Below are 16,799 nucleotides of genomic sequence, written 5' to 3'. Positions count from 1 at the left end.
TTATGCCATCGTTGATGGCGGGTAGTCTATGACCGTATCCTCTTATATATGTTTTCCGTTACATACTACGAATTGTGGGCCATAGATTAGAGGACTAAAGCGCAAATTTACAGGTAATTGTAACAGTTATTTAGTTTTTAGGATTTTCCTGTTATATTTGCGGACAAATTTAGAAATAGTGGCTACTAAAACAGACGCGAAGACGAAGTTTACCAAAGAAACGTACTTGTACTGGTATGAATTGATGCTTTTACTGCGCCGCTTTGAAGAAAAGGCCGGACAGTTATATGGTATGCAGAAGATCCGTGGTTTTTGTCACCTGTACATTGGACAGGAAGCAATTGCTGCAGGTGCGATGACTGCTTCCAAACCTTCAGATAAATTTATCACTGCTTACCGCGATCACGCCCTGGCTATTGCCAAAGGTATTACCGCAGACGCCTGTATGGCGGAACTGTATGGTAAAGCCACCGGCTGTTCCAAGGGTAAGGGCGGTAGTATGCACTTCTTCTCTAAAGAGAAGGGCTTTTTTGGCGGTCACGGTATCGTAGGCGCACAGATTGGCACCGGTGCAGGTCTGGCTTTTGCGGAGCAATACCAGGGCACTGACAATGTGGTATTTTGTTTCTTTGGCGATGGCGCTGCCCGTCAGGGTATCCTGCATGAGACCTTTAACATGGCCATGCTGTGGAAGCTGCCCGTGATCTTCGTTTGTGAGAACAACATGTACGCCATGGGTACTTCCGTAGAGCGTACCTCCAACGTACTGGATATCTATAAACTGGCAGAAGCCTATGAAATGCCCAGCGATACCATTGACGGTATGAGCTGTGAGGCAGTAACAGAAGGTTTTGACAGGGCCGTGAAACGCGCCCGCGAAGGTAATGGCCCTACCCTGGTAGAGGTGAAGACCTACCGTTACCGCGGTCACTCCATGAGCGATCCTGCCAAGTACCGTACCAAGGAAGAAGTAGAGGAATATAAGGAGAAAGATCCCATTACGCTGGTGCTGAAAACCATCCAGAAAAACAAATGGGCAACAGAAGCTGAGATCGAGGCAATCAACGAGAAAGTAAAAAATGAAGTGGAAGCTTGCGTAAAATTTGCGGAAGAATCTCCCTGGCCTTCAGATGATGAGCTGCTGAAAGACGTTTACGTACAGCAAGATTATCCCTTCATTGTGGACTAATATTTTTGTAGTAATTAGCAGTTAGTCGTTAGTTATTGGTGAACAAAGCGAATATTTGCCTGCTCACTAATTACTAACGATTTACTGCTAAAAAGCTATTAGGTAAGTACCTATGAGTAAAAACTGATAACAAATTTAAAAATGGCAGAAACAAAACATACCGCCGCTACAACTGAACCCAAAGCCAGTCAGGACTTTGACCTGCAAGACTCTCTGCACAAGGCAGAAGATTTTTATCAAAAGAATAAGAACGTCATTAATATTGCCCTGCTGGTAGTGGTATTGATCGTAGGCGGTTCCTATGCTTATAACCGTTTTTATAAAGTTCCTAACGAAAGGAAAGCGCAGGAGATGATCTTCCGCGCGCAGCAGTATTTTGCCGCTGATTCCTTCCGCCTGGCGCTGAATGGCGACGGTAACAACTATGGGTACTTACAGGTAATAAACAAATACGGTGGCACTAAAGTGGGCAACCTGGCAAAATATAGCGCCGGCGTTTGTTATGTAAAGCTGGGCGAGTTCCAGAAAGGCATTGACCTGCTGAAGGACTTTAACGGTAACGACAAACTGGTACAGGCCTACGCTTATGGTCTTACCGGCGACGCCTATATGGAGTTGAACAAAACTGAAGACGGCATTGATTATTATAAGAAAGCGGGTCACTACAGCGATAACGAGCTCACTGCTCCGCTGTACCTGTTCCGTGCAGGCCTGGCGCTGGAAAAAGCTGGCAAAGCCCAGGATGCTGTAGCTATCTACAAAGAGATCAAGGAAAAATACCCTGCTACCAACGAAGGCCGCGAAATGGACAAGTACCTGGCGAGGCTGGGTGAAGTGAGGGAGTAATTATCAATTGAACGATTTATGTCAATACATAATCAGGCATTAATGAACGATACTGGCATCCTCCATTTAGAGGATGCCAGTGTTGTTATGGTCTATACCGAATGGAATGATACGGTCATCAATGAATTGGTAGCGGGCTGTGAGCGTACCTTGCAACATTATAATGTAAGCAGGGTGGCCAAGCTGCAGGTACCGGGGGCGTTTGAGCTGCCGTTTGCCTGCAAACAGTACTGGGAGGCTACCAAGGGCACAGGGTCACAACCTGGCGCTATTATTGCTTTTGGATGCGTAATACGCGGCGGAACCCCGCATTTCGAGTATGTTTGCGATGCAGTAACTTCCGGTATTACCCAATTGAACCTGCAGTTGCCTGTTCCCGTTATTTTTGGCGTGCTTACCGTAGATAATATGGAGCAGGCCGTAGAACGGCTGGGCGGCCCGCATGGGCATAAAGGCGAAGAAGCCGCCGTTACCGCGCTGAAGATGATTGCCATGCAACGCTCACTGCGTAAATAGCTGCGGCCAATGGCCAAGACTAGTGGCTAACGACTAATAATCTACGTGCAATGAATGTACAGCTTTTCATACCCTGTTTTGTGGACCAACTGTTCCCTGAAACAGGGTTTAATATGGTAAAGGTGCTGGAAAAGCTGGGGTGTAATGTTAACTATAACCCCAATCAAACCTGCTGTGGACAACCGGCCTTTAACGCCGGCTACCGGGACGAATGCCGGTCCGTAGCCAGCAAATTCCTCAAAGACTTTCACACATATGACTATATTGTTGCGCCCAGCGGCTCCTGTACCGGGTTTGTGCGCAACTATTACGGTAAGCTGTTCGATAACTCTGCCATGCACAATGACGTGAAACAGCTGCGCAAGCACCTGTACGAGTTCACAGAATTCCTGACAGATGTACTGAACATTACGGATCTGGGCGCTACCCTCAACGGGGTAGGCACTTACCATGACGCCTGTGGCGCGCTGCGCGAATGCGGGATCAAGGAAGGGCCACGCCGCCTGTTATCCAGTGTAAAAGGCCTGGAGCTGCGGGAGATGAATGACTGCGAGGTATGCTGCGGTTTTGGCGGCACGTTTTCCGTAAAGTTTGAGCCCATTTCCATTGGTATGGGCGAACAAAAAGTGCTGAACGCTATTGACAGCGGCGCGGATTACCTGATCTCTACTGATCTTTCCTGCCTGATGCACCTGGATGGATATATCCGTAAACACGGGCATTCCATCAAGACCATGCATATTGCGGATGTACTGGCCAGCGGATGGTGAGGAGCAGCATTTAGCTGTTAGCGCCCGGCGGGAGCGCATGATTACACCAAAGACTAATCACTAAGACAATATATGAATTACTGGCTTGTAAAATCAGAACCTGTTAAATACTCCTGGGATCAGTTTGTGAAGGATGGTAAGACCTTCTGGGATGGCGTACGCAATTATGCGGCGCGCAACAACCTGAAAGCCATGAAAAAAGGCGATACAGTGTTTTTCTATCACAGCAATGAAGGGCTGGAGATAGTAGGCATTGCAGAAGTGCTGAAAGAACATTACCAGGATCCTACCACCACAGACGCCAACTGGGTAGTAGTAGACCTGAAACCCGTAAAGGCGCTGAAGCAGCCCGTTACGCTGGCACAGGTAAAAGCAGAAAAACGCCTGGCTAACCTGCAGCTGGTAAAGCTGAGCCGCTTGTCTGTAAGCGCTGTAACGGCGGATGAATATAAGGTGATCATGGAAATGGCAGGCATGAAATAATGTGCTAATGTGCGGATGTGCAGATGTGCAAATGAAATGCAGCGATGCATCATCATTTGCACATTTTTGTTTTACGGCATACACACATTAGCACATTAGCATATTAGCACATTAACCCAGGTTCCCTTTCTTCAGTTCCTTTACCGCGTAATCGCAGGCCCTGGCGGTTAATGCCATATAGGTAAGGGAAGGGTTCTGACAGGCGGATGAGGTCATACAGCTGCCATCTGTAATAAACACATTAGACACTTCGTGTAACTGGTTCCACTTATTGAGCACAGAAGTGGCGGGGTCCAGGCCCATACGGGCGGTGCCCATTTCATGCACACATTCCCCACCCACATAATCGTAGTCGAAACCGGCGATGTTTGAAAAGCCGCTTTGCTCCAGCATGTCAATGGCGCTGGCTTGTATATCCTTACGCATATGACGCTCATTGGCGCCCAGCTCAAACGAGATCTTTGCCTGTGGCAGGCCCCAGGAATCTGTTTTGGTGGTATCCAGCGTAACGCGGTTCTCTGCGTAGGGCAATACTTCGCCCCAGCCGCCCAGCCATATAGCCCATTTACCGGGGCGGGTAAGCGCCCGTTTAAAATCTGCGCCAAAACCAGGCATGTTAACATTATCTTCCCAGGCTTCCCGTTCCGCATAACCCTGGAAACCAAACCCTCTCACATAGTCTTCTCTTTTGGTGGCGTTGTTGAGGTTGCGGAAGCGGGGAACATAAAAGCCGGCCGGTCTTCTGCCAATATAATACCGGTCATCAAAACCTTCAAAATCCGCTTTGGCGCCTGCTTTAATATGATGGTCCATCAGGTAACGGCCTACCAGGTCATTGTTATTGCCCAGCCCATTGGGAAAGGCGTCTGATTTCGACTGAAGCAGGATGGAAGCAGTTCCTATGGTAGAAGCGTTCAGGAAAATGATACGCGCATAGTATTCATGGCGCTCTTTGGTCTCCGTGTCGATCACTTCCACGCCAATGGCCTTTTTCTTATCCTTATCATAGATCACGGAGGCTACGGTCGAAAAGGGGCGGAGGGTGAGGTTACCGCTGGCCCGGGCGGCGGGCAGGGTAGCGGCGTTGGTGCTGAAATAGCCGCCATAGGGGCAACCACGGTGACACAGGTTACGGTACTGGCAGGGCGTGCGGCCATGCCAGCCTTTGGTAAGGTTGGCCACGCGGGCAATGGTCACCAGGCGGTCGTTATATTTCTTTTGCAGCTGTTCTCGGAAATGCAGTTCCAGGCAATTGAGCTCCATGGGCGGCAGGAACTGTCCGTCCGGGAGGTGTGGCAGGCCTTCTGCCTGTCCGCTGATGCCCGCATAGGATTCCACGTAATCGTACCAGGGGGCCAGATCCTGGTAGCGGATGGGCCAATCGACCCCATAGCCGTCTTCCAGGTTTGCGTTAAAATCCAGGTCGCTGAGGCGGTAACACTGGCGTCCCCAGGTGAGGGAGCGTCCACCTACCTGGTAGCCGCGGATCCATTTAAACGGCTTTTCCTGTATGTAAGGATGCTCGTGGTCACGTACAAAGAAGTGTTTGCTGCTTTCGTCATAGGCAGCGCTCTGGATAGGATCTTCCGACAGGTCTTTTTCCGGGTTGGTGAGGCGGTGTTTAAAGTCCCAGGGATTGAGCAGTGTGGTAGGATAGTCCCTGATATGTTCCACATTCCTTCCTCTTTCCAGTAATAAGGTCTTCAGTCCTTTTTCGCTCAGTTCTTTGGCTGCCCATCCGCCGCTGATACCTGAGCCAACTACAATTGCATCGTACGTATTTTCTCTGCTTACTTTAACATTAAGGTGCATTACTGATAAAAAACGGTTAGACTATTATACGCAAAAAATCCGGTTATATACATAACCGGATTTTTTACCCTTTTGAGTGATATTAATGTTTGATCAACTTGAGCGTTTTTACAGGTTTATCGTCTGATGTTACTTGCAACAGGTACAGTCCATTCTGCAGGCTATTGCCAAAGTCCAGTCTTTCGAAGTATACGCCGTTTCCTCTTGTGCCCAGGTCCTTCACTTGTACCAGTCTGCCCTGCATATCCAGCAGTCTTACCAGGATCCTGGTGTCTTTCTGCTGTTTACCAATGGTCAGGTTCAGGTTCACGAAGTTATTGAACGGATTCGGGAATACTTTTTCAACGTTGATACCATCTGTCGGATCCGGTGCATTGTTCTGCAGTACCGGAGTTACATCGCTTACCGCGCCCATAATGCCTATGCCTTCCGTGCGTGCGCTCATCGTGCCTTGCGGCAGGCTTTGCAGGCTGGTGCTGTCATCCGGCGGGTAGGCCTTGATCACCATGGCGTTAATGTAACCATAGTTAAGGGCCGTGTACACGGTGATGGTCACTTCGCCATCGCTATCAGGTTTCACGTTGTCTATTGTCACGGTGTTGCTGGTATTGTCATTTGCATCCAGTGTTACCACCTTGGTGCCGATCTTGTAGGCGGTTACCCTTGTACCACCGCTCATACGGCTGCCCAGGAAGGTGAAGGAGTACTGCTTAGCCTGATCCAGACCGCTTACGAGCATCACTGCCGTATCGGTTTCTGTGTAGTAGGACTCAGCCAGTACCTTATCCGGATACACACCGCTGTTATTACCTGTTTGTGCGCCTGCCGGGTTTGTACCGGTAAAGTTATTCACAATGCTCAGGTCTACGCTGGTCGTGTTGCCTACGTCATCCTTCAGGTTGTTCCATGACAGGCCGGCGTTTGGCAGGGCAGCAGTAGCATTCCACGGGGCGCCCTGGATCTGGGTCACTGTAAAGTCTATATAGATACCGTATGCCAGTGTACCGCCGCTTGCGATGTTGCTGTAGTCTGATTGCAGACCGCCTGCGATCGCCCTCACTTTGTAGAAGAACACGGTGTTAGGGGCTAAACCGGTATTGTTATAGCTGGTCACATTAGCGCCTACGGTAGCCAGCAGGCTGTATGTACCGTTGCGGGTGGTGGAGCGCCATACTTCATAACCGGTTTCGTTATTGGACTTGTCTGCCCAGGTGAGCTGTATGTTACTCCTGCTGTTAGAGGTAGCGGTCAGGTTGGCCGGCGCTAACGGAGTACCATCATCTACATAAGACTGGATCACGAATGCGTTCAGGTATGCAGAGAAGGAGCCGGTAGCCTGCCGTACGGTAAAGATGATATTACCGCTGGCATCCGGTGTAAGACCGTTCAATTGTACGGTGTTGCTGGTGTTGCTGGCTGCGTTGAGCGTAACGGTTTGTCCGCCTGCACCGTAAACGGTGTTCCTGTTATCGGATACGCTTTCACGGCTGCCAAAGAATACCAGGTTGTATTTGCGGGTAGCAGACAGGCCGCTGATGCGGATCCGTTTATCTGCGCCGCTCTGGTCATAGAAGAACGTGTGCATCACGTTATCCGGGAATACGCCGGAGTTATCGCCGGTTACTGCGCCTACATTGTTTGCGCCGGTGAACACATCCAGGATGGTTACGCTGATGCCGCTGGCGGCGCCGGTTTCATCCTGCATATTATTGATACCTGCGTTGGTGTTGGGCAGTGCGTTGAAGTTGTTCCACGGAGCGCCTGCAGGCTCTACCTGGTTACAGTTCACGTATACAGAAGAGATCTTCTTATCTGTTACCTGTACGGTAAAGGTGCGGGTAGTGGAGCCATTCTGGTTATCGGTGGCTTTTACGGTGATGTCATACTTGCCTATGTCTGTAGCACCAGGAGCCAGGTTGATAACGCCATTACCGTTGCCATTCACCTGCAGGTTCGCAAAGGCGGGCAGGCCGGTGGCGGTGAGCGTGATCACATCGCCAGCTGCATCTGTAGCGGTTACAGGTACCTGCAGGCTAGCGTCTGTCTTCATGTTCACATTGGCGATTGCAGCCAGTGCCGGCGGCATGTTAGGTATGGTAACGCTCAGGGTGTCCGTGTACGGAGAAGCGCCATATTGGTTAAGGGCCCTTACCCTGTAGTACCAGGTTTGACCGCTGGCGGCGCCTGCGTCTGTGTACGTGCTGTCATTGGCGTTGGAGCTGCCGTCGTTCAGTATAGTGAACGGACCGGTTTGGGCTGCGCCACGGGATACTTCGTAGCCGGTTTCGTTATACGCCTGGTCTGACCAGGTGAGCTTAGCGCCGTTAGATGCTGCGGCAGCGGCAAAATTACCCGGTTTGGCCGGTGCAGATGCATCATCAAAGGCAGCGTTCACCACCATAGCGTTGATGTATGCATAAGTATTGCCAGGAGCCGGTGCAATATTGATGGTGATGCCGCCATCTACATCCGGGCTTACGGTATTGATGTTTACGGTCTGGGTAGCGTTGTTGGTAGCGTTCAGCGTTACCGTTACACCGTTGATGGTGTAAGCGGCTACGCGTGCATCGCTGATACCGGCGCGGCTGCCAAAGAACGTAAAGCTGTATTTGTAGTTGGCATTCAGGCCCGTGAGGCGGATGGTCTGCGCCACGGTCTGTGTCCACCAGTTACTGGTCATTACATTGGCCGGGTATACGCCCGCAGTGTTAGCGCCCTGGTTATTGGTATTACTACCACCGTTGATGGTCTGCCATGGGGTAAGCACGCTCATGGAGATTCCGGAGTTCTGGCCGTTGTTATTGAGCAGGTTGGGGAATACATCGCCCTGTGCCGGACGTTTATTGGTATTGTTCCAAGGCGCTGCGCCCTGGTATGCGCCATCTGTGAAGTTCACATATACCGCATAGTTCGGGTTCACATTCGTTACGTTGATCGTAAAGTCCTTGGTATCGAAACCGCCTTTACCATCATCTACCTTGATCGTTACCGGGTAAGATCCACCATCCGCATAACCGGGCGCCAGCTGTATAGTGGCGGTATTGCCGTTAGGCGTGAGGGTAGCGAACGGCGGTAAGCCGGTGGCGGTCCAGTTGGTAGGATCGCTGGCGTTCTGATCGCTGGAGCTGAGGTTTACGGTAGCGGTGGCCTTTTCGGCAACTGTTACATTATTAATAGCGCTCAGTGATGGCAGGTAGTTATCATTTACCGTAAGGGCAAATGTCTTGTTACTTACGCCGCCATGCTGGTCTGTAGCGGTGATCTGGATATTATAGGTACCCTGATCGCCTGCGCCCGGGTTAAAGGTGAGAATGATACCGCCGCTGCCGTCGTCGCCATAAGATACAAAGGCCGGTGCGTTGGTTGCGGTGAGGTTCACATCTTCTTCGTCCGGATCGCTGGCGCCTACATTAAAGGAGAGGGTGGTGCCATAACGCATGGTCCTGTCAGGAATGTCGGTAATTACCGGCAGGCTGTTCTGCGTAAGCGTATTAACCTCGTTGCTGTAGCCGCTGGTGCCGCCGTCATTTTTAGCCCTTACACGGTAGTAGTAGCGTGCGTTGGGGAACAGGTCCTCATCTGAGTAAGATGCATTGGCTGTTGCATTTGCCGGCACGGTAGCTATTAATACGTAGGCTGCGTTGGTGTTGGCAGAACGGTATATTTCAAATCCTGTTTCATTGCTGGAATTGTCTTTCCAGGCCAGGTTGATCTGTGTACCGGAAGCTGCGGTGGCTGTAAGCGTGTTAGGCGCTGCTGGCACTGTTGGCAATACCTGTGTTTTGCCGCTTACGGCAGAAGTTTGCCCGGAGGTACCCCAGGTGTTGATAGCCCTTACCCTATAGAAGTAGGTAGTGTTGGCGGTGAGCAGGCTATCTGTATAATTAACGGAATTAGCCGGTACAGTAGCAACAATAGTATACGTGCCGGTTGATGTGGCGCTTCTGTATATTTCAAAGCCGGTTTCCGCAGTGCTGCTGTAGCTCCAGTTCACCCGCAGTTTGTTATGTGATATCACGGTAACAGACGGGCTGGTAGGAGTGGGCGGGGCAGAGCCCATATTGAGCGTATCAACAAAATACTGTGACGGGATGGACTGACGGGTACCCACACCGTTGGCGGTGTTCTTCCAGTACAGGGTCATAGATTCTGAACCTGTTACTTCAAAATAGGTAACAATGATCGGGTAGGTGCCCTTGGTAAGATTAACGGTACCTTCCCTGTATTGTGCGGAGTGTACGCCGTCGTTATTCACTAATGCGGTAGCCGCGGGATCATATACTTCGCTGCCGATGTATACTTTACTGCCCGCATCAGAATTGGTCTCAAATGTATAGTTACCGCTGGTGGGTATATTGATCCAACCCTGCCAAACGAATGCGTACCTGTCTGACTGTGTCCTTGGGCTGGTGCTTACGGTAGATACCACCCCTGTTTTCGCAGGCGTTAAGGTATTAAAGTCAGGCAAAGCTGTCCAGCTGGCGGTGGTGGTGTAGTACTTGTAGTTCAGACCACTTTGATAGGTCGCTACTATCACCTGGTTACTGGACGGAGATTCGTTGCCGGCAACGTCCCTTGCCTTCACTACCACGGTGTATACCTTCTTGGCAGCCAGGCCGTAAGCGTTAAAGGTGATAGTGCCTGTTCCGCTGGGTTTGGGTACGGTGAAGGTTTTCTTACCGTTGAAATAGATATCGTATTTATCGATACCTACATCATCCGTAGAAGGAGACCAGCTAAGGGTTACAGAGCTGCGGGTAGCGTTAGACTGCGTAAGGTTGCCCGGAGCGGAAGGCTTTTGTGCATCCGCCAGGGTAGTACCATTGGCTTCCGCGCTTACCGGCGCGGCGCCATTGTTATTTACCGCACGTACAATATAGTAGTAGGTGGTGTTAGCCTGCAGGCTGCCGTCTGTCAAGGTGAGCACATCTGCATTCACCTTGCCTACCAGGGTGTAGGGGCCGCCGGCAGTGGCTGCGCGGTATATTTCAAATGCTGTTTCGTTATAAAGCGGCGATGGCTTATCCGTCCAGTTCAGTTTGAGCTGTGTTTTGGATACTGGCGTTACCAGTAATCCACCGGCGGGATCGGGCGCATTGGCGCCAGCCGCGTTGATCACTGCGAATGGAGCGGAGAAGCTGCTGGAGCAACCGAATTGTTCGGTTACCCTGGCTATATAGTTACCCGGCGTGCGGGCGGCATAGGTCATATCCCTGCCCAGGGTATCCGTGCTGCCGGACCTCATCCATCTGTAGGATGCATAGCCATCCGGCAGTGACAGCACTACACTGTCCTTACCTTCCGGTGTGGGCAGTACATTACTCTGCAGGCCTGCCATCTGGATATTAGGCGTTACGGTAGCTGCCTTGGTTTTTATCACAACAGGTATAGGCGACCACTGGGACCACCTGCTGCCGCTTCTTACCCTGGCAGTATATGTGCCAAAACTGGTCACTTGCAGCGTATTGCTGTTAGCGCCAGAGATCAGGTTACCGTCTTTACGCCATTCATAGGCGTCAAACCCTGCGGTAAGCCCCAGGGTCGCATTTACCGGGTCGCCCGGGCAAAACTCCGTTCTGCCATACAGGGCCCAGGGATTGGCCTTATTGGCGCGTGACATAAAGGGGAAATAATCGGTTTCTCCCCAGGCCAGGTTCCATACGCCGTGGCCCTGACCGTCATAGATCTTTAATTTGTAGTTGGCGCCTGCATTCTTGGCGGCCGTCTCAATCAGTTGAGCCACCTGGGGCGCGGGGTTCTTGTCCACGCCACCCTGAAATTGCCAGAGGGGCGTCCATTTCCAGCTTTGTACATAATCATCATAGGTATCATTTGCCGCGCTGATAGGCGTAGCCGCAGCTACCAGCTTGGGGTAACGGAACAGGAAATCCCAGGTAGCCATACCGCCCCCGGAAAGACCCTCAATCATTACGCGGAAAGGATCCACATTGATCTGCTGGATAAAGAAGTTGTTGATGAGCTCATTCATGTAATCATATTGGGTATTTCCCCAGTATCCGCCATTATTCTGCGCATACAGGAGAAAGCCGTCAAATGCGCCGGATTCTACCCGGTTCATATGTACCTGACCTCCATGATACAGCTGGTACTCATTGTCATAGATAGATCCCTTCTCGCCAATACCGTGGAAGAAGATGATCAGGGGATACTTTTTGGAGGTGTCCGCGGCGTTGAAGTTTTTGGGATACTTCAAGCGGAACTGCATACCCTTGTAAATGTAGCATTTGTACAGGTCGCTGTTCCAGCTAACGCGCTTGGTCCTTACCCATTTACCAATCTGCCCCCAGGTTGGCTGGGAAGGGGGATTGGAGGAGTTGTAGGTCACGACTGGATCCGCAGGATTCAGTACGCTTTGTGCCCATGCAGGCTGCGTGCATACCAGCACCAGCAGCAGTAGTCGGAGGTAAAATTTGATCATATATTATGATTGAGTATCCGGTAATTATTGTTTACCAGGCTCTTTCATGGGACATGATGGTTAAAAAGTATTAAAGTTGGAGGTATTCCCCAGGAGATGGTCAAGAAAAGAAAGGTGGAAAATTATCTAATACGATAAACTCTGTGCAATTTATAGAATTAAATAAATCTGGTCTGTGAAAAGTTGGTAAATAGCATAAAATAGCGGGTAAATTGCGGGAATTGCAAGATAAACGCATTAACACCCTACCAGGAACTTACTTTTGTTACCTAAAACTTTCCGGGCCAGCTGTAATGTCCATATAGATAATAACATTACTACTATCAGGCATCCCAGCCATATAAAGAAGTTACCAGGCATGGGTGTATGAAATACCTTCTGGTAGATCGCCCTGAAGGCCAGTACAAAGAAATAATGTACGAAATAGATCCCGAAGCTAAGTACGGCCAATACATCCACAAATTTGGGCACGTATTTCTCCAGCCGCCAGAGCCAATACAGGTAGAAGGGGCAAAACAGCATCTTGTGAATATAGTCTATGGGATCGTAGTACGGTTTCTCCACAAAGTAATTCAGCGTAATAAAAGCCAGGGGCAATACGGTTACCAGTATGGCATACTTCTGCGCAAATACGAGGAACTCATCCTTATACCGGCTCATAAACATCCCAAACACGTATACGGAGAGGAAGTGTACGGCCATTACCAGGGTATCGCTTAGGGTGCTACGGTGTACGATCAATGACAAAATAATCAACCCTGGCAACACATAACGGTATAATACCGGTTTACGGTCTACATATAACAGTAGCGGCGCAATCAGGTAGTATAAAGCGATCATGGGTATAAACCAGAGCTGTTGCAGGTGTGCGCCGTGCAGGAGGTAATAACCTACCTGCTCCCAGCGTGGCCAGGCGCCAAAATCAGGGTGCTCTTCCAGGGTAAAGCCGTTTATATCCTGGCTAACCACGCGGTACACGATCACCGGCAGGGACAGCAGCAGGTAAGGGCAGATCACATTCTGGAACTTCTTGATAAGGTAATCTTTGTACTCAAATTTGGCGGACAAATGCTGGAACAGGTAACCGGCAATGAACAGGAACAGGATGGTGGAGTTCTGGAGGATGATGTCCAGGATCTTATGGGTAACAGATCCGTCCGGCCAGTTCAGCAAAATGTGCGCGCCTACTACATAAATAATGGCCACCCCACGGAAATTGTGGATGTAGCCGATGAACTTTTTGGGGACTTTGCCGGCCACGGGCTGAAGGGGTGCAGCGGCGGCGGCATTGATGTTAGCGTTGGCAGTAGCTAATGGTAGTTGATTTTCCATACCAGTTTAAATTTTACGTTTGGCTTTTTCCCAGGCGGCAGACTGGGTGTTAGTCAGGTAGCGGTAAAATCCCTGGTATACCGCTATATTCATAAATAGAAAATAGAAAGGGATATAAAAGATGCTGATCTTAATATTCCGTTCTGCCAGGCTGTAACCAATACAGGCTGCAGCATATCCCAGCAGCTGTATGGCCAGGAAGGCGTAAAAAGGCCAGCCGCCCGCATATACCACCAGCACAATATTGGTGATGAGCAGCAGCAGCAGGCTAAGCGGGCTTAATGTCCACCGTAGCACCCGATGGGAGATGTACTGGAAGGACACTACCGGGAAACGCACTATATTCAGCAGGTCCCGCAGCAGTACAATAGACTGGAAGCCGCCTGCGCTGATGCGTATTTTACGTTTATGCTCTTCCGCTATAGAATCCGATGGCGTTTCCATGGCGTAGGCATCCGGCGCGTAGGCGATGCGGTAGCCTTTGAGGTTAATGCGCAGGGAGATCACAAAATCGTCCAGGATCACATTTTCCTCTACCGGCTGGAATAAGGCGGTGCGGATGGAGAATAGTTCCCCGGCCGCGCCTACTACGGAGTACAGCTCCGCATCCAGCCTTTTGAGCATAGATTCATATTTCCAGTAAATACCTTCCGTAGCGGCTGCGCCGCCGGCTTCGTCACTGATCACTTTCTTTTCGCCTGCTACGCCGCCGGTAGTATCGTCTGCATAATGTTGTACAATATTGCGCACGGCCTCTTTATTAAGCAGGGTATTGGCGTCGCAAAAGATCACATACGGTGTTTGCACATGCTCCATAGCGCGGTTAAGCGCGGCTGTTTTACCACTGCGCGCGGTACTGTGCAGCAGCTGTATGCTGGGGTGCTGGCGAATGATAGCCGGGGTATTATCTGTAGAGCCGTCTGTAATGAACAGCAGGCGCAGTTTTTCTGCCGGGTAATCCAATGCCAGTGTGTTGCTGATCTTTTCTGCGATCACTGTTTCCTCGTTATAGGCGGCTATCACCAGCGTCACATCCGGCTCATAGGGAGCGGCTGCCGGCTGCGGGTGCGCCAGTAAACGTTTCACCTTTACCAATAGCAACAACAGCATGCCGTATCCTACATAATTATAGAACAGGATGAAGAGACTGATAAGGAAAAGTATGTAAGTGATACGCATCTTTTATTGTTAAATGATCTGTTCAGGTGGCCCAGCATTTTTGTCCGGGTTCCAGCGTGGCGCAGCCCTGGTACCGGCCAGGTACATAATCATATGCCAGCGCCTGTGTAGCGCCCTGCATAGAGGTGCAGTAACCCTGTACGGTATAGTGTTTGAGCGTTATAAAAAAAGTATCGCCAAAAAGCTTACGGGATACTTTGCCGGGCAGGCCGCTATACGGGCGGTCCCGCTTTTCAAAATGCGCCAGTATGTTATGCCGTTGTTCCTGGCTGCAGGCAAAGAAGGAATGGCCGTATTGCGCGTGAGCGTAGTGCACCACATCTTCCAACCCGTCCATAAACCGGTTCTGGATCCTGAGCGGGGTGCAATCCTTTATCATGGTGATGATAAAATCCGGCACGCCGGCGTCTTTAGCGCCGGGAGTATCCGTACGCGGAATGATAGTTTCCGCCAGCTCAGCGATCAGCGGCCTGTAATGGGACAGCTGCTGCAGGTCCGGCGATCTGAACAGCCGGTATCCTTTAATGCCGCCTAAGATAGCGGCGCCGCTTCCACCCAGCAGCAACAGTCCTTTTAATGCTTTTCTTCTGTTCATACATCAACTCAATGCTACTAATCCGTGTTTTTATATTGCAACAGCCATTCGTAGACGTTCATGCCATTTTCCCGGTATAAAGGGTTATAGAGATCATGCCAGCAGCAATGCCCTCCTTTGTAGACCGTAAGCCTGGTAAGGCCCTGTTTGTATTTATTGGTACTGTCTATATACGTTCTCACATTCCCCAGAAAGTAGCCATCGTCTGACCCGGCAAAGTACCAGGTATGGATGCCGGCGTCTGCTGGCACCTTGTACCTTTTCAGGTAAGGGCTGTCCAGTATGGGCGGCGACATGGTAACGCAGGCCGCAATACGGGAAGCCAGGTGCGCATTATGCGTTTTGGCAGATTCTACCGCCCAGCCGCCGGCGCTGTAGCCGGTAAGGTAAATACGGTTTACGTCTACCGGGTAGCGCTTGATCACATCGTCCAGCATAGGCTCTATATCCTGCGGGGTAAAGGACCAGCTTTCCGCCAGCGGCGCCAGTACAATGAACTCGTACAGTTGTTTGTCCTTCGGGTTCACGGCTTCAATGCGTCTGCCTTCATGTATCTGTCGTGTTACGCCTTCCCTGAATATCTTTCCCAGGTCGTGTCCCGCAATGCTTCTGCCATGAAAGCAGATCAGCAGGGGATATTTTTTTCCAGGCACTGCCTTTTCAGGGGTCAGTATCAGCGCCGGCCTGGTTTGCCAGGGGCTGATCTTTACCTGTATCGGCTGCATGGGCGCATATTGACCATCCGCACTACCCCAAACCCACATGCTGCCCAGCAGTATAAGGTTCTTTAAAAACATGTCAAATAAAGTTTACAATAGCGGATAGTTACAGTAGTTGCATGACTTCTTCGAGGGTCATACCAACTATACCTTCAAGGGCCAGTTTTGACTGGCGGAAGGCTTTCTCCAATTGTACTTTCTGCACCATTTCTGAATTGTACTGGCGATAAGCCTCTTTATAGATATCCAGGGGCACGGTATTATCGCCGGCACGGAATTTTTCTTCTGCCTGGTTATAGTGCAGCAGCGCATCTTCCAGTATGGGGCCGTGCAGTTCTACCAGCTGTTTGTTGGCGGCATACTCTTCATACGCCTCCAGCACTTTGTCCTTAATGATGAGGGCTGCAGATTCCTGCTGCTTCTGCGCCATTTTGCCTTCTGCCTTTGCCTTTTTTACTTCGTTTGGTATAGACAGGAAGTGGCCAAAGGGTACTACCACCCCAAAGTTATAGCGGGGGTAGAAGTTTTGGTTGGCGCTTTGGCTGCTGTTCTTCAAGGTGAACTCATTCAGGTTGCCTGAAGCCATAAAATGGTTCAGCCACTGCGCTTTGGCAATACGTGTATCATATTTGGCTACCTCTTTCCGCACATCATATTGTTTTACGTCCGGGTTCTGCAGGGCCAGTTCCACCAGTTTTTGTTTAAACCGGGCCACGTTGGCCGGGTCTTTAGGCATTCTCAGTAGTACGGAGGTATCCGGTTGCTGCAGCTGTGCAAAAGCGCTCAGGCTCATACACAATACTGCAAAAAGGGTGATGTAGGTACGTGTCATCAGTTAATATTTATGTTCTTTTTCCAAAGGCCTGATGTATTCCGGCATGTATCTTTCCCGCTCTCTACAGGAAAAGACCTGTATGCC

12 protein-coding genes are annotated in these 16,799 nt (G+C 50.4%); 5 read left to right on the top strand and 7 right to left on the bottom strand.

Going from position 1 to position 16,799, the window contains the following annotated elements:
* Positions 1 to 178 precede the first annotated feature (178 nt).
* The 5 genes from pdhA (at position 179) to F0L74_RS07915 (ending at position 3,804) form a co-directional block, all read left to right on the top strand.
* Positions 179 to 1,189 (top strand): pyruvate dehydrogenase (acetyl-transferring) E1 component subunit alpha, encoded by a 1,011-nt coding sequence (pdhA, locus tag F0L74_RS07935; RefSeq protein WP_149837336.1) that lies wholly within the window; start codon positions 179 to 181, stop codon positions 1,187 to 1,189.
* Between the two features lie 141 nt (positions 1,190 to 1,330).
* A complete protein-coding gene (locus F0L74_RS07930; protein WP_149837335.1) occupies positions 1,331 to 2,035 on the top strand; it encodes a tetratricopeptide repeat protein in 705 nt (234 codons plus the stop codon).
* An 18-nt stretch (positions 2,036 to 2,053) separates the two neighbouring features.
* Entirely contained in the window at positions 2,054 to 2,551 is a 498-nt protein-coding gene (ribH, locus tag F0L74_RS07925) for a 6,7-dimethyl-8-ribityllumazine synthase (protein WP_149837334.1), read from the top strand.
* A gap of 50 nt (positions 2,552 to 2,601) precedes the next feature.
* Positions 2,602 to 3,321 (top strand): (Fe-S)-binding protein, encoded by a 720-nt coding sequence (locus F0L74_RS07920; protein WP_149837333.1) that lies wholly within the window; start codon positions 2,602 to 2,604, stop codon positions 3,319 to 3,321.
* 72 nt (positions 3,322 to 3,393) lie between these two features.
* Positions 3,394 to 3,804 (top strand): EVE domain-containing protein, encoded by a 411-nt coding sequence (locus F0L74_RS07915; RefSeq protein WP_149837332.1) that lies wholly within the window; start codon positions 3,394 to 3,396, stop codon positions 3,802 to 3,804.
* A 111-nt stretch (positions 3,805 to 3,915) separates the two neighbouring features.
* On the opposite strand, the gene F0L74_RS07910 is transcribed toward F0L74_RS07915, so the two are convergent.
* The 7 genes from F0L74_RS07910 to F0L74_RS07880 all read right to left on the bottom strand — a co-directional run bounded on the left by F0L74_RS07910 (position 3,916) and on the right by F0L74_RS07880 (position 16,712).
* Positions 3,916 to 5,616, bottom strand: a complete 1,701-nt coding sequence (locus tag F0L74_RS07910; protein ID WP_149837331.1) for a GMC oxidoreductase — start codon at positions 5,614 to 5,616, stop codon at positions 3,916 to 3,918.
* An 82-nt stretch (positions 5,617 to 5,698) separates the two neighbouring features.
* A complete protein-coding gene (locus tag F0L74_RS07905; RefSeq protein ID WP_149837330.1) occupies positions 5,699 to 12,055 on the bottom strand; it encodes a fibronectin type III domain-containing protein in 6,357 nt (2,118 codons plus the stop codon).
* 237 nt (positions 12,056 to 12,292) lie between these two features.
* Positions 12,293 to 13,387 (bottom strand): acyltransferase family protein, encoded by a 1,095-nt coding sequence (locus F0L74_RS07900; protein ID WP_149837329.1) that lies wholly within the window; start codon positions 13,385 to 13,387, stop codon positions 12,293 to 12,295.
* Between the two features lie 6 nt (positions 13,388 to 13,393).
* Entirely contained in the window at positions 13,394 to 14,566 is a 1,173-nt protein-coding gene (locus F0L74_RS07895; protein ID WP_149837328.1) for a glycosyltransferase family 2 protein, read from the bottom strand.
* A 22-nt stretch (positions 14,567 to 14,588) separates the two neighbouring features.
* On the bottom strand, positions 14,589 to 15,161 hold the full coding sequence (locus tag F0L74_RS07890; RefSeq protein WP_149837327.1) for a gluconate 2-dehydrogenase subunit 3 family protein: 573 nt from the start codon (positions 15,159 to 15,161) through the stop codon (positions 14,589 to 14,591).
* Positions 15,162 to 15,178: 17 nt separating this feature from the next.
* Positions 15,179 to 15,958, bottom strand: coding sequence for a carboxylesterase family protein (locus F0L74_RS07885; protein ID WP_149837326.1), 780 nt, complete (start codon positions 15,956 to 15,958; stop codon positions 15,179 to 15,181).
* Positions 15,959 to 15,986: 28 nt separating this feature from the next.
* Positions 15,987 to 16,712 (bottom strand): TolC family protein, encoded by a 726-nt coding sequence (locus F0L74_RS07880; RefSeq protein ID WP_149837325.1) that lies wholly within the window; start codon positions 16,710 to 16,712, stop codon positions 15,987 to 15,989.
* Positions 16,713 to 16,799 lie beyond the last annotated feature (87 nt).

Origin of the sequence: Chitinophaga agrisoli (assembly GCF_008386695.1) — a bacterium.
Classification (GTDB): Bacteria; Bacteroidota; Bacteroidia; order Chitinophagales; family Chitinophagaceae; genus Chitinophaga; species Chitinophaga agrisoli.
This window is presented reverse-complemented; position numbering and strand designations above follow the sequence as displayed.